The organism is Massilia aerilata (assembly GCF_042656905.1).
Taxonomy (GTDB): domain Bacteria; phylum Pseudomonadota; class Gammaproteobacteria; order Burkholderiales; family Burkholderiaceae_D; genus Telluria; species Telluria aerilata.
Window position 1 is genome coordinate 146,029 of sequence record NZ_JBHSMZ010000004.1, and the last position, 13,293, is coordinate 159,321.

Consider the following 13,293-nt stretch of genomic DNA (forward strand, 5'->3'; position numbering starts at 1 on the left):
GCAGGTCGGTCAAGGATGTATCATGAATGCAGGTAGTGTTATCGCAGTAGTTGGCTTGGGTTATGTTGGCTTGCCCCTGGCCGTCGAATTTGGCAAGAAATCCCGGACGATTGGCTTCGATCTGTCGGCATCCAAGGTCGAGAGTTATAAAAAGTTCGTCGATCCTACCGGTGAATTGTCGGCCGAACAGATGAAGGCGGCACAGCACCTGGAAGTCACCACCGACCCATCCGCACTGGCACAGGCCGACTACATCGTGGTGGCCGTCCCGACCCCGGTCGATATCGCCCACAATCCTGACTTCACCCCGCTGGCCGGCGCCAGCAAGACCGTCGGCAAGCACATGAAGCGCGGCGCCATCGTCGTGTTCGAGTCGACCGTCTATCCGGGCGCGACCGAGGAAGTCTGCATTCCGATCATGGAAAAGGAATCCGGCCTGAAGTGGAAGGAAGATTTCCACGTCGGCTTCTCCCCGGAGCGTATCAACCCGGGCGACAAGGAACACACGCTGACCACCATCCTGAAAGTGGTGTCCGGTGACGATGCAGAGACCCTGGACCGCGTCGCCAAGCTGTACGAATCGGTGGTGACCGCCGGCGTGTACCGCGCCTCCAGCATCAAGGTGGCCGAAGCCGCCAAGGTGATCGAAAATACCCAGCGCGACCTGAACATCGCCCTGATGAACGAACTGGCCATTATCTTCGACAAGGTCGGCATCGACACGCTGGAAGTCCTGAAGGCTGCCGGCACCAAGTGGAATTTCCTGCCCTTCCGCCCGGGCCTTGTGGGCGGCCACTGCATCGGCGTCGACCCGTACTATCTGACCCACAAGGCCGAGATGGTCGGCTACCACCCGCAGGTGATCCTGGCGGGCCGCCGCATCAACGACGGCATGGCCAAGTTCGTGGCCGAAAAGACCGTCAAGTCGATGATTTCCTCGGGCTTCCACGTGAAGGGCTCGAAGGTCAACGTGATCGGCCTGACCTTCAAGGAAAACTGCCCGGACCTGCGCAACTCGAAAGTCGCCGACATCGTGCACGAGCTGCAGTCCTATGGCTGCGAGGTGCATGTGTATGACCCGGTTGCCGAAGCCGAGGAAGCCCGGCACGAATACGGCATCAAGCTGGAAAGCTGGGAAGACCTGCCGAAAGCCGACGCCCTGGTCGTGGCCGTTCCTCACAAGGAAGTGCTGGCCCATTCGCTGTGCGATTTCCAGTCCAAGCTGAACGACAAGGGCTGCTTCATCGACGTCAAGTCGCAATTCGATCCGAAGGCGATCAGCGACGCCGGCTATTGCGTCTGGAGGCTGTAATGGGCAAATTTCAGGATCTTCAACAACACCTGCGCCAGCACAGCTACCACTGGCTGGTGACTGGCGCGGCCGGCTTCATCGGCTCGAACCTGGTGGAAGCCCTGCTCAAGCTGAACCAGCGCGTCACTGGCCTCGATAATTTCGCGACCGGTCACCGGCACAATCTCGACCAGGTTCGCGAACTGGTCGGCGAGGCGGCCTATGCCAACTTTACTTTCCTGAACGCCGATATCCGTTCGCCCGACGACTGCGCGCGCGCCTGCGAGAGCGTCGACTTCGTCCTGCACCAGGCCGCACTGGGCTCGGTGCCGCGCTCGATCGCGAATCCGCAGCTGACCAACGAAACGAATATCACCGGTTTCCTGAACATGCTGGTGGCTGCGCGCGACGCCAGGGTAAAACGCTTCGTCTACGCCGCCTCCAGCTCGACCTATGGCGACCATCCGGGCCTGCCGAAGGTCGAGGACCGGATCGGCAAGCCGCTCTCGCCGTATGCCGTGACCAAGTATGTCAACGAGCTGTACGCCGAGGTGTTCGGCCGCACCTATGGCATGGAATCGATCGGCCTGCGCTACTTCAACGTGTTCGGTCCGCGCCAGGATCCGCACGGCGCCTACGCCGCCGTGATCCCGAAATGGGTGGCGGCGCTGATCCGCAACGACGAGCTGCGCATCAACGGCGACGGCGAGACCAGCCGCGATTTCTGCTATGTGGCCAACGTGGTCCAGGCCAACCTGCTGGCGGCGCTGGCAGCGCCGGAAGCCGCCAACCAGGTGTACAACGTGGCGCTTGGCGACCGCACCACGCTCAATGCCTTGTACCGGATGATGCGCGCCGAGCTGGCGCAGCGTTTTGCCCATGTGGACAGCCATGTGCCACAGTATGTCGATTTCCGGGCCGGCGATGTACGCCATTCGCAGGCCGATATTTCGAAGGCGGCGGCGCTATTGGGCTATGCCCCGACGCACCGTATCGCCGACAGCCTCGAGGAGGCCATGAACTGGTACGTCAGCGATTTTTCGCGACAGCAGAACGCAGTCGTGCCGGACTGATCCAGGGTGTAGAGCAGAAATAAATACGGCCGCGCCAGAAATGCCGCGGCCGTATTGCATCGTGCCGGCTGGAGGAAGGCGCAAAGCCCTCCGCAAGCGATTAGTGGTGGGTGGTGGTCGAGTTGTTGTCCGAAGCGGCAACGGCTACGGCAGCAACGGCGGCACCGACGGCAACCACGGTACCGACGGACACGCCGGCAATGGCGGCACCGCCCAGGAAACCGGCCGAGCCGGCCGCGCCGGCAGCCGTACCGGCAGCCGTACCGGCGGCAGCGCCGGTGCCTGCGGTTGCGCCGGTACCGGCAGCACCAGCGGTCTGGCCGGCAGCAGCGCCTGCGTTGCCAGCATTGGTGGCGGCGCCCGCGGTCGTTTGTGCCAGCACCGGTGCCGACATCATGCTCAGGATAGCGGCAGTTGCGATGATCTTTTTCATAATGTTCCTTTAGTCAATAGGGGGCAGCAAATGCTTGCTAACTGATTATAACAATGAAATGTTGCTTCGATTCACTGTAGTCTTATCAATCTGCTAGTCCACCCTGAAAGTGTGAGGTTTTTTCCACGGGGCAGCGAGTACCAGAACGGAAAAGACACCCGTTTCCCCACCTGTTCGCTCTATGGCCCCACGGCAACATCTGGAATAATCCCATCCTGAATCCAAGCCGGTGGCGCAGCCGGCCCAACCGGAGCGGAAGCGGGAACAGGACATGGCGGAAAGCAGCAACGCGGAAAAGACAGAACCAGCGTCACCCAAACGCCTGAAACAGGCACGCGAAAACGGCGACATCCCCCGTTCGCGCGAAGTTGCGACCTTCACCGTCCTGATGACCGCTGGCGCCAGCCTGTGGATGCTGGGCGGCGGCGTGGTCGACAAGCTTTCCACCACGCTCCAGCGCGGCTTGTCGCTCGACCGTGAACAGATCACCAACCCGAGTCTCCTGATCGAGCGCGTCATCGCGGACGTTGCCGGCGTCATGCTGGTTTGCCTGCCGCTGGCGATCGCCATCATGCTGGTCGCCGTGGTCTCGCCCTTGCTGATCGGTGGCTGGAATTTCAGCGCCAAGTCCTTCATGCCGAATTTCGGCAAGCTGAACCCGATGAACGGCCTTGGCAACATGGTGTCGACCAATGCCCTGGTCGAGCTGCTCAAGGCGGTCGCCAAGACCCTGCTGGTGGGGGCGGTCGCCTGGTATGTGGTGATGAGCCAGAAGGATGCCGTGATCGGCCTGGCGGTCGAGCCGCTCGGCGCCGCCATGCCGCACCTTGGCGGCCTGCTGGCCAAGGCATTCCTGACCATGGTCGGCGCGCTCGGCGCGATTGCCCTGCTGGACGGTCCGTACCAGATCTGGCACTACGCCAACAAACTGAAGATGACGCGCCAGGAAGTGATCCAGGAATCCAAGGAATCGGACGGCAACCCGCAGATCAAGGGCAAGATCCGCCAGCTGCAGCGCGAGATGGCGCGCAAGCGCATGATGAGCAACGTCCCGACCGCGGACGTGGTCGTGACCAACCCGACCCACTTCGCGGTGGCGCTGAAGTATGCCGAGAACGGCCGCGGCGCGCCGCGCGTGGTGGCCAAGGGTACCGACGAAGTCGCGGCGAAGATCCGCGAGATCGCGAAAGAGAACAAGGTCGCGCTGCTCGAAGCTCCGGCCCTGGCCCGTGCGCTGTACAAGCACACCGACATCGACGACGAGATCCCGGAAGCCCTGTACTCGGCGGTGGCCGAAGTGCTGGCCTATGTCTACCAGCTGCGCGCCTACACCAAGGGCACCAGCGACCATTATCCGGATCGCCCGAGCAAGCTGGCGGTGCCGCCGGAGATGGATCCCTTCAATCCGGCGTCGCAGCAAAAGCATTAAAGGAATAAAGCAATGAACGGTTTCACACTGCCGGCATGGGCCAAGGCGATCCTGGGACGCGGCAACGCGCTGGCGGCGCCTATCCTCATCATCCTGCTGCTGTCGATGATGATCCTGCCGCTGCCGGCGTTCGCACTCGACCTGTTCTTCAGCTTTAACATCGCGATGTCGGTCATCGTGCTGCTGACCGCCCTGTACACGGTCAAGCCGCTCGACTTCATGGCCTTCCCGGCGGTGCTGCTGGTGACGACCCTGCTGCGCCTGGCGCTGAACGTGGCCTCGACCCGCGTGGTGCTGACCGAGGGCCACACCGGCGGCGCGGCGGCCGGCAAGGTGATCGAAGCCTTCGGCCACTTCCTCATCGGCGGCAACTACACGGTCGGCCTGGTGGTGTTCATCATCCTCACCATCATCAACTTCATGGTCGTCACCAAGGGCGCCGGCCGTATCGCCGAAGTGGGCGCGCGCTTTGCACTGGACGCAATGCCGGGCAAGCAGATGGCGATCGACGCCGACCTGAACGCCGGCCTGATCGGCGAAGCGGAAGCCAAGCAGCGCCGCTCGGACGTGGCGATGGAAGCCGAGTTCTACGGTTCGATGGACGGTGCCTCGAAGTACGTGCACGGCGACGCGATCGCCGGCATCCTGGTGACCCTGATCAACGTGATCGGCGGCCTGATCGTCGGCATGCTCCAGCACGACATGTCCTTCGCCGACGCGATCAAGAACTACACCCTGCTGGCCATCGGTGACGGCCTGGTCGCGCAGATCCCCTCGCTGATCATCTCGATCGCGGCCGGTATGGTCGTCTCGCGCGTGGCCAGCGATCAGGACGTCGGCGACCAGGTCGTCGGCCAGCTGTTCGGCCGTCCGATCGTCATGTACATCACCGGCGGCATCATCGGCGGCATGGGCATGATCCCGGGCATGCCGAACCTGGTGTTCCTGCTGCTGGGCAGCGCCCTGTTCGGCGTTGGCTACCTGGTGGAAAAGCGCCAGAAGAACGCGCTGGCGGCAGGGTCGCCGGGTGCGGCCAGTGCAGCGGGGCAGGGCGGTGCGGCGGGCGCCGCGGCTGGCGCAGGCGGCGCGAGTGCCGCCGCGCCGGCCGAGCAGGAAGAGGCAACCTGGCAGGATGTCATGCCGGTCGACACCCTGGGCCTGGAAGTGGGTTACCGCCTGATTCCGCTGGTCGACAAGGGCCAGGCCGGCGAGCTGCTCAAGCGCATCAAAGGCATCCGCAAGAAGTTCGCGCAGGAAGTCGGCTTCCTGGCGCCGCCGGTACACATCCGCGACAACCTGGAGCTGAAGCCCTCGGCCTACCGCATCTCGCTGAAAGGCGTGGAAGTGGGCAGCGGCGAGGCGATGAACGGCCAGTTCCTGGCGATCAATCCAGGCATGGCCAGCGGCACGCTGCCGGGCCAGCCGACCACCGATCCGGCCTTCGGCCTGCCGGCGGTCTGGATCGACGCCGGCCTGAAGGACGAGGCGCAGAGCATGGGCTATACCGTGGTCGACGCCGGCACCGTCATCGCCACCCACCTGAACCACCTGATCACCACCCATGCATCGGAACTGCTGGGCCGCATGGAAGTGCAGGCACTTCTTGACCATTTGGCAAAAGATGCGCCCAAGCTGGTCGAGGACCTGGTGCCGAAGGTCGTGTCGCTGTCGACCTTGCAGAAGGTGCTGCAGAACCTGCTGCAGGAAGGCGTGCATATCCGCGACATGCGCACCATCATCGAATCGCTGTCGGAACATGCCGGCTCGACCGCCGATCCGAACGACCTGACCGCGCTGGTGCGTATCGCACTGGGCCGCGCCATCGTCCAGCAGCTGTTCCCGGGCACCAACGAGCTGTCGGTGATGACCCTGGATAACCGCCTCGAGCGCCTGCTGGTCCAGGCCCTGAATGCCGGCGGCGACGGCACCGGCATCGAGCCGGGCCTGGCCGACACCATCGTCCAGCAGGCCGCCAACGCGGCCCAGCAGCAGGAGGCGATGGGCTTCACGCCGGTGCTGCTGGTGCCGGGGCCGCTGCGGACGCTGCTGTCGCGTTTCCTGCGCCGGGCGCTGCCGCAGTTGAAGGTGTTGTCGCATTCGGAGATTCCGGAAACCAAGACAATCCGGGTGACCAGCCTGGTAGGCGCGGCGTAAATACCAGTAGGGTGGGCACCCCATGCCCACGATATGCAAGCGGTCCGCATGCAGCCGCAACACCGTTGAGAAAGATCACCAGACGGGCCTTTGGGCGGCGGTACCGTGGCGAAATGACTGCCGACAAATGGACCGCCAACTTGATTGCAGCCGCCGACCAGCGCCGCCCGGGTGGCGTCGAGCGTCGGCGGGACGCTGTCCAGGCCGATCTGGTTACCCATGCTATCGGCATCCGGAACGTGCTGGAGCTTCATGACGCGGCTTTGTTCTTGCGCCGCAGCGGCGTCAGCGACGAGCTTGCAGCGCGTGTGCTGTCCCAACATGGCCCGCGGCGGAGTCTGCGGCGCAAGTAAGGCCTCCCCTGGGTTTGCTGGAATTAGCCCTGTTTCCCCATCCTTTTCCTCCGATGGTTTCCTGGCGGCATCGTCAATAATCCTGTTATAGACGATTAACCTGTAACACCTGCCTGCATGAGCGGAGACCGACGATGAACGTGAAGAAATTTACAGCCCCGACTTCCCGTGAGGCCCTGCGCAAGGTGCGCGATGCCCTGGGACCGGACGCGGTCATCCTGTCGAACCGCCCGGTGGATGGCGTGGTCGAGATCCTGGCGCTGGACAACGACGACGTCGCCTCGCTGGCTTCGCCTTCGCCGGAGTCGGACATGGCGGCCCCGCGCCCCCATTTGCACCACATGGACGATCTCCCGCAAGCTGCAGCCCCGGCCGCGCGCGCGCTGCACGAAGCGGGCGCACCGCGTCCCTACGACGCGCCGGCAGCCCGCAGCTTCAGCAACATTCAGGCGGAGCCGGCAATGCGCGCACCGGCAAGCCGCCCGGCCATGCCGTCCTTCCAGGATTTCGAAGAACCGGCGCCGGCCCCGCAAACCTATGTCAACCGCCGCGCACCGCAGCCGGAAGCACCAAGTTTCGACATGGCCGCAATGACCGCCATGATGTCGGCCGCCATCGCCCAGGCCAAGGAGTCCGCTGCCAACGCGGCCGCCGCCGAGATGCAGGGCATGATGAGCGAGCTGCGCGCCATGCGCGGCATGATGGAAACCCAGCTGTCCGAGCTGTCCTGGGGCAGCACCCAGCAGCGCGAGCCGCAGAAGGCCGTCGTGCTGCGCGAGATGCTGGCGGCCGGTTTTTCGGCCAGCCTGTCGCGCTACCTGATCGACAAGCTCCCGGCCGGCAAGGATGCCGCCGAATCCCTCCGCTGGATCAAGACGGTCCTGGCACGCAACATCACCTCGATGTCGGATGAGGACGCGATCCTCGACCGCGGCGGCGTGTTCGCCCTGGTCGGCCCGACCGGCGTCGGCAAGACCACCACCACCGCCAAGCTGGCCGCGCGCTGCGTGATGCGCCACGGCCCGGAAAAGCTGGCCCTGATCACTACCGACGCCTACCGTATCGGCGGCCATGAGCAGCTGCGCATCTACGGCAAGATCCTGGGCGTGATGGTGCACTCTGTGAAGGACGAGGCCGACCTGCGGATCGCACTGAAAGAACTGCGCAACAAGCACACCGTGCTGATCGACACCATCGGCATGTCGCAGCGCGACCAGATGGTGACGGAACAGGTGGCCATGCTGACGGAATCGGGCGCCAACGTGCAGCGCCTGCTGTGCCTGAACGCCACCTCGACCAACGAGACCCTGAACGAAGTGGTGCGCGCCTACCAGGGCACCGGCCTGGCCGGTTGCATCATGACCAAGATGGACGAAGCCGCGTCGATCGGCAACGTGCTGGACGTGATCATACGCCAGAAACTGAACCTGCATTACATTTCGAATGGCCAGCGCGTGCCGGAAGACCTGCACCTGGCCGATCGCGCCATGCTGGTCGACCGTGCCTTTCGCACCAAAAAAGACGCTGCCGCGCAATTTTCCGACGCCGACCTGCCGCTGATGATGTCCGGCCTCGGCAACCTGAACAACGACCGTTCGCTGCGCGAGGTGACCATTGGCTAGTTTTGATTTCGACCAGGCCGAAGGCCTGCGCCGGATGCTGGCGGGTCCGAAGCCACGCATCGTGACCTTCCTCTCGGCGACCGCGCAGGACGACAAGGGCGCCATGCTGGTGAACCTCGGCGCCTCGCTGGCGCAGAGCGGCAATGACGTGCTGATCGTCGACGCCTGCGAGCACGACTACGGCGTGGCCCAGCGCCTGGGCGTGGACCGCGGTCCCGGCCTGCTGGAGGTGGCGCGCCAGGAGTGCGCGCTGAACCAGGTGATCCATCCGGCGCCCCAGGGTTTTTCGGTGGTGAAGATGCGCCCGGGCCGCACCGCGGACGAAAGGCGCCGCCTGGCGAAAGCCTTCGACGTGCTGGTCAAGCAGGCGGCCGGCAGCATCGTGATCGTCGACGGCGAATTTTCGGATGAGGGCGGCTTCCCGGTGCCGATCATGGAATCCTCGGAGATCGTGGTCCAGGTCTCGACCGGCGCGACGTCCATCACGAACGCCTATGCGCTGGTCAAGCGCCTGTCGCAACACCTGGGGCGCCGCCCTTTCGGTATCCTTGTCACCGGCGCTACCGAAGCCGAGGCGAAGGTGGTATACGATAATATGTCATCTGCGGCAACACGTTACCTGGCAGTAACGCTTAGCTCCATGGGCTCGGTGCCCGCCGACGAGTACCTGCAGCGCGCCGCGCGCCTGGGCCGTGCGGTGGTCGACGCCTTCCCGCTGGCGGGCGCGTCGGTGGCATTCCGCCGCCTGGCCGGACGTTTTGCAACGGGCGTGAGCCGCGCAGCATAATAAACAGAAAGAACATGTACACGGCTAAAGGGAAAGCGGACAAGAATCATTTGCTGACGGAGCATGCGCCGTTGGTGAAGCGTCTCGCCCACCAGATGAAGGCGAAGCTGCCGCCGTCCGTCGAAGTCGACGACCTGGTACAGGCGGGCATGATCGGCCTGCTCGATGCGATTCAACGCTACGAAGAAAACCACGGCGCCCAGTTCGAGACCTATGCGGTGCTGCGCATCCGCGGCGCCATGCTGGACGAATTGCGCAGCAACGACTGGCTGCCGCGCTCGACACGCCAGAACATGCGCAAGGTGGAACAGGCGATGGCGACCCTGCAGCAGCAGCTCGGCCGCGCGCCCAGCGAATCCGAGATCGCGAAAAGCCTCAAGCTTTCGCTGGCCGATTACCAGGAAATGCTGGGCGATTCCGGCGGCCACCAGTTGGTCTATTACGAAGATTTCCATGACGAAGACGGCAACGACAGCTGGCTCGACCGCTATGCCGTCGATGACGACGATCCGCTGCGCGCGCTGCTGGAGACCGACTTCCGCCAGGCCGTCATCGACGCCATCGACAACCTGCCGCCGAGGGAGAAGATCCTGATGGGCTTGTATTACGAGGAAGAACTGAACCTGAAGGAGATCGGGGCGGTGATGGGCGTGTCGGAATCGCGCGTCTCGCAGCTGCACAGCCAGGCCGTGGGCCGCATGCGTACCTATCTCAAGGAGCTTGCGTGGACATAGCCAGCCTGCTCGGGCTGGTGCTGGCGATTGCCGGCATCCTGGTCGGCCATACCCTCGACGGCGGCAAGTTCTCTTCGCTGGTGCAGCCGGCCGCCTTCGCGATCGTGGTGGTCGGCACCTTCGGCGCCGTGCTGCTGCAGACCAAAAAATCCGCCTTCCTCCGCGGCCTGCGCATGCTGCGCTGGGTGTTCGCCCCGCCGCCCGACCGCCGCCAGGAGCTGGCGCGCGAAATCCATCTGTGGAGCCTGTCGGCGCGCCGCGACGGCCTGCTCTCCCTGGAACAGTACATGACCAAGGCCGATCCCTTCATCCAGAAGGGCCTGCGCCTGGTGGTCGACGGCATCCAGCCGGACAAGCTGCGCAGCCTGCTGTTCACCGAGATCAACACTTATGAGATGCGCGAGCGCCAGGCGGCGCGCATCTGGGAATCGGCGGCCGGTTATGCGCCGACGGTCGGGATCCTGGGCGCCGTGCTGGGCCTGATCCACGTGATGGAAAACCTGAGCGACCCCTCGCGCCTCGGCGCCGGCATCGCGGTCGCCTTCGTCTCCACGGTGTATGGCGTGGGCCTGGCCAACCTGCTGTTCTACCCGGTCGGGAACAAGATCAAGAGTATCGTCGCCGAGCAGGTGCTGCAGTACGAGATCCTCACCGACGTGTTCCACGACATCGCCACCGGCGACTACACCCGGGTGCTCGAGGAACGCATCGCCTGCCTGACGGCGCCGTACTGAGCCGGGGCCGCTCATGACGCGCCGAAAACGCTACGTCGAAGACAACGAGAACCACGAGCGCTGGCTGATCTCCTACGCCGATTTCATCACGTTGCTGTTCGCCTTCTTCGTGGTGATGTACGCGGTTTCGGTGGTCAACGTCGGCAAGTACAAGGTGCTGTCGGATGCCCTCGGCGACGCTTTCGGCAGGCGCGGCGCGGCCACGAAGATCAATACCGCGGTCGAGGTCGAACCGCTGCCGCTGGCGAACATCATCGCCCGCAAGCGCGCGGAAGAGGCCAAGCGCGACCGCGTGCGCCTGGATCTGCTGGCCCGCAAGCTGAACAGCGTCCTCAAGCCGCTGGTCGACAGCGGCAAGGTGCGTGTTACCCAGAACGCGCGCGGCGTCACTGTCGAGATCAACGCCAGCGTGCTGTTCGACGAAGGCGACGCCGGCCTGGTCGGCAACGCGAAGGAAACCCTCCGCACCGTCGCCGGCCTGCTGAAGGACGACACGCACGCCATCGAAGTCGAAGGCCACACCGACACCACCCCGATCGCCACCACCGCCTTCCCCTCGAACTGGGAACTTTCGGCGGTGCGCGCCAGCACCGTGGTGCGGCTGTTCGTCGAGAGCGGCGTGCTTGAACGCCGCCTGGCCGCGGTCGGCCGCGGCGCCAACCAGCCGATCGCCTCCAACGACGACCCCATCGGCCGCGCCCGCAACCGCCGCGTCGCCGTCACCATCCTCGCCGAATAAACCATGCGTGGGCACCCCGTGCCCACGCATGGCGCGCACGCTTGGCATTTCCACCATGGCGGTCCACAATCGTCCCAACCCGGCAGGAGCTGTCGATGCGAAGACGAACGATGCTGTGCGCCGCGCTATGGGCCATGACGGCCGCGGCCGCCGGCGCCGATGGAGAAAAACCGATGAATGTGCATGCGAGCCTGAGCGTCGACGCCAGGCATGACAAGGTCCTGGTGACTTTCAGGATCGAGAACCGCGGCGAGCGCCGGGCCGGCCTGCCGCGCGAGATCGCGGCCGACACGGCATTGACGCGCCGCCTGTTCGACCTGCGCCGGCATCCCGGCGACGCCGAGGTGCCCTATACCGGCCGCATGGTCAAGCGCGGGCCGCCGACGCTGGACGACTACGTCGAACTGGCCCCGCACTCCGCGCATACGCATACCATCGACATCACCGAGGCCTATGCCTTCAGTCCGGGGACGCATACCTATGTGATCCGCTACGATGGGGCGGCGTTGTCGGACGTGCGGCAGCTCGAGTCGGCGGCGGATTTTGCGACCGAGGCGGTGATGTTCAGTCACACGCAGCGTTAACACCGTCGTCCCCGCAAAGGCGGGGACCCAAGTTGACTTTCGTGGCGACTCGCCGCACTTGGCGGGAATAGTGCCGGGGGCACTATTCCCGCCTGCGCGGGGACGACGGGGGGGGGGGGGTTACTGCAGCGCCGGCGTATTCTCCCCAAAATACTCATGCGAATCGGCGTTATCGATTGCCTGCGACGGATTGCTGATCGCCAGGCTGGCCGCCCCCGACTGCCCATACACCCAGTCGTCGGTCCCCGCCACCACATTGAAGTGGCTCATCTCGTGCACCAGGGTGCCGCCCTTCGAGTCGGTGCCGGTCATCGGCGCGCTCCAGAAGGCCTTGCACACATAGATCTTGTAGGGCTGGCTCGGGTACACATACGCGTAGTAAGACTCGTTGCAGCCGCAGTCGACCGTCACCGGCTTGCCGGCGAAGGCCTCCTTGATCGCCTGGAAGTGGGCCGTCACCGTGCTCGAGCGCGCCGGATCGGCGGCCCCGAACCAGCTCGCATAGCGCGCGCCCAGGGACTTTGCCTGCAGGTAGGCGCCGGCATCCTGCGCCATCGCCTGTGCTGCCTGCGCGGCGCCGGCGATCGCCTCCTGCTGGGCATTCGAGCAGCGGCTGAAGGACAGTCCCGCGCCTTCCGGCAGCGCGCTGACAAGCTCGGACGCGCCGCGCGGCAGGCGCCCGGCTATCCACACCGAAGCGGCCCCCGGCTCGGGCAGGGCGATGGCGCGGGCCGGCAGCGCCGACTGGCCATTCGTGGCGCTGGTGCTCACGCGCGCGACGCCGGGGCGGCTGAACAGCTGGGTGGCGCCGTCGCGCCAGCGCACGCTGTAGGCGCCGGTGACGCCCATGTCGTACAGCGCCGATAGCTCGACCCGCACGCTGCGCGAGGCGCCCGGCCTGAGGGCGACATAGTCGGCGGGGACGGGCGCGGGGCGCTTGACCTGCACGCCCAGGTAGCGCACCGGCAGGCCGTCGCGCGTCACCTCGAACAGCGGCGCCTCGATCGCGCCGAACGGCGTCTGCCACTTCAGCAGGTATTGCGTGGCGGCGGTGGCATTCGTGACGGTCACGTCGACGACCACGTTGTCGCTCTTCGCCAGGGTCTGGCGTTCCGGCGTGACCCGTACCGTGAGCTCGCCGGCTGCGGCCAGCGCGGCGCCCGTGTTCAGCATGGCGCCTGCCGCCAGCGCCACTCCCATGATCGACTTCCGGTCCATATGATTCTCCCGAGGCTGGTTCAAAGCTCGTTTGTAGCAAGCCGGCACCCAGTAATATTGCCGCTCCGCAAGAAACCGCACAGGCCGTGCAGCTTTAATGCAACAAATGGTGAGAATTGACTCTCCGTTACAAAGAATTGCG

General features: G+C 64.8%; 13 protein-coding genes. 11 read left to right on the forward strand and 2 right to left on the reverse strand.

Features of this window, described 5'->3' with window-relative positions; all coding sequences use genetic code 11:
* The first annotated feature begins 22 nt into the window (after positions 1-22).
* Positions 23-1,312, forward strand: a complete 1,290-nt coding sequence (locus ACFPO9_RS05325; protein ID WP_379768158.1) for a nucleotide sugar dehydrogenase — start codon at positions 23-25, stop codon at positions 1,310-1,312.
* Entirely contained in the window at positions 1,312-2,364 is a 1,053-nt protein-coding gene (locus ACFPO9_RS05330) for an SDR family oxidoreductase (RefSeq protein WP_379768161.1), read from the forward strand. Before ACFPO9_RS05325 ends, ACFPO9_RS05330 begins: the two co-directional genes overlap by 1 nt.
* Before the next feature lie 100 nt (positions 2,365-2,464).
* Here ACFPO9_RS05330 and ACFPO9_RS05335 read toward each other — a convergent pair whose 3' ends face one another.
* Positions 2,465-2,797 (reverse strand): hypothetical protein, encoded by a 333-nt coding sequence (locus ACFPO9_RS05335; protein WP_379768164.1) that lies wholly within the window; start codon positions 2,795-2,797, stop codon positions 2,465-2,467.
* Between the two features lie 271 nt (positions 2,798-3,068).
* Between ACFPO9_RS05335 and flhB the strand changes: the two genes are divergently transcribed.
* The 9 genes from flhB (at position 3,069) to ACFPO9_RS05380 (ending at position 11,933) form a co-directional block, all read left to right on the forward strand.
* A complete protein-coding gene (flhB, locus tag ACFPO9_RS05340; RefSeq protein ID WP_379768167.1) occupies positions 3,069-4,226 on the forward strand; it encodes a flagellar biosynthesis protein FlhB in 1,158 nt (385 codons plus the stop codon).
* Positions 4,227-4,238: 12 nt separating this feature from the next.
* Positions 4,239-6,380: a flagellar biosynthesis protein FlhA gene (gene flhA, locus ACFPO9_RS05345; RefSeq protein WP_379768169.1), complete on the forward strand. Its 2,142-nt coding sequence runs from the start codon at positions 4,239-4,241 to the stop codon at positions 6,378-6,380.
* Positions 6,381-6,493: 113 nt separating this feature from the next.
* The gene (locus ACFPO9_RS05350) at positions 6,494-6,733 is read left to right on the forward strand and encodes a hypothetical protein (RefSeq protein ID WP_379768171.1); all 240 of its coding nucleotides are present in this window, start codon (positions 6,494-6,496) and stop codon (positions 6,731-6,733) included.
* A gap of 134 nt (positions 6,734-6,867) precedes the next feature.
* The gene (gene flhF / locus ACFPO9_RS05355; RefSeq protein ID WP_379768173.1) at positions 6,868-8,355 is read left to right on the forward strand and encodes a flagellar biosynthesis protein FlhF; all 1,488 of its coding nucleotides are present in this window, start codon (positions 6,868-6,870) and stop codon (positions 8,353-8,355) included.
* The gene (locus ACFPO9_RS05360; RefSeq protein ID WP_379768175.1) at positions 8,348-9,142 is read left to right on the forward strand and encodes a MinD/ParA family ATP-binding protein; all 795 of its coding nucleotides are present in this window, start codon (positions 8,348-8,350) and stop codon (positions 9,140-9,142) included. Before flhF ends, ACFPO9_RS05360 begins: the two co-directional genes overlap by 8 nt.
* Positions 9,143-9,156: 14 nt before the next feature.
* Positions 9,157-9,876: an RNA polymerase sigma factor FliA gene (locus ACFPO9_RS05365; protein WP_379768177.1), complete on the forward strand. Its 720-nt coding sequence runs from the start codon at positions 9,157-9,159 to the stop codon at positions 9,874-9,876.
* Positions 9,867-10,610: a flagellar motor protein gene (locus ACFPO9_RS05370; RefSeq protein WP_379768179.1), complete on the forward strand. Its 744-nt coding sequence runs from the start codon at positions 9,867-9,869 to the stop codon at positions 10,608-10,610. Before ACFPO9_RS05365 ends, ACFPO9_RS05370 begins: the two co-directional genes overlap by 10 nt.
* A gap of 13 nt (positions 10,611-10,623) precedes the next feature.
* Positions 10,624-11,349, forward strand: coding sequence for a flagellar motor protein MotD (gene motD / locus ACFPO9_RS05375; protein WP_379768181.1), 726 nt, complete (start codon positions 10,624-10,626; stop codon positions 11,347-11,349).
* 95 nt (positions 11,350-11,444) lie between these two features.
* Positions 11,445-11,933, forward strand: a complete 489-nt coding sequence (locus ACFPO9_RS05380) for a hypothetical protein (protein ID WP_379768183.1) — start codon at positions 11,445-11,447, stop codon at positions 11,931-11,933.
* A gap of 120 nt (positions 11,934-12,053) precedes the next feature.
* On the opposite strand, the gene ACFPO9_RS05385 is transcribed toward ACFPO9_RS05380, so the two are convergent.
* The gene (locus ACFPO9_RS05385; protein ID WP_379768185.1) at positions 12,054-13,151 is read right to left on the reverse strand and encodes a M35 family metalloendopeptidase; all 1,098 of its coding nucleotides are present in this window, start codon (positions 13,149-13,151) and stop codon (positions 12,054-12,056) included.
* Positions 13,152-13,293: the final 142 nt, after the last annotated feature.

Coding starts and splice junctions, on each gene's coding strand:
- ACFPO9_RS05325 (WP_379768158.1), top strand. CDS start 23: ATGAATGCAGGTAGTGTTATCGCAGTAGTTGGCTTGGGTTATGTTGGC.
- ACFPO9_RS05330 (WP_379768161.1), top strand. CDS start 1,312: ATGGGCAAATTTCAGGATCTTCAACAACACCTGCGCCAGCACAGCTAC.
- ACFPO9_RS05335 (WP_379768164.1), bottom strand. CDS start 2,797: ATGAAAAAGATCATCGCAACTGCCGCTATCCTGAGCATGATGTCGGCA.
- flhB (WP_379768167.1), top strand. CDS start 3,069: ATGGCGGAAAGCAGCAACGCGGAAAAGACAGAACCAGCGTCACCCAAA.
- flhA (WP_379768169.1), top strand. CDS start 4,239: ATGAACGGTTTCACACTGCCGGCATGGGCCAAGGCGATCCTGGGACGC.
- ACFPO9_RS05350 (WP_379768171.1), top strand. CDS start 6,494: ATGACTGCCGACAAATGGACCGCCAACTTGATTGCAGCCGCCGACCAG.
- flhF (WP_379768173.1), top strand. CDS start 6,868: ATGAACGTGAAGAAATTTACAGCCCCGACTTCCCGTGAGGCCCTGCGC.
- ACFPO9_RS05365 (WP_379768177.1), top strand. CDS start 9,157: ATGTACACGGCTAAAGGGAAAGCGGACAAGAATCATTTGCTGACGGAG.
- motD (WP_379768181.1), top strand. CDS start 10,624: ATGACGCGCCGAAAACGCTACGTCGAAGACAACGAGAACCACGAGCGC.
- ACFPO9_RS05380 (WP_379768183.1), top strand. CDS start 11,445: ATGCGAAGACGAACGATGCTGTGCGCCGCGCTATGGGCCATGACGGCC.
- ACFPO9_RS05385 (WP_379768185.1), bottom strand. CDS start 13,151: ATGGACCGGAAGTCGATCATGGGAGTGGCGCTGGCGGCAGGCGCCATG.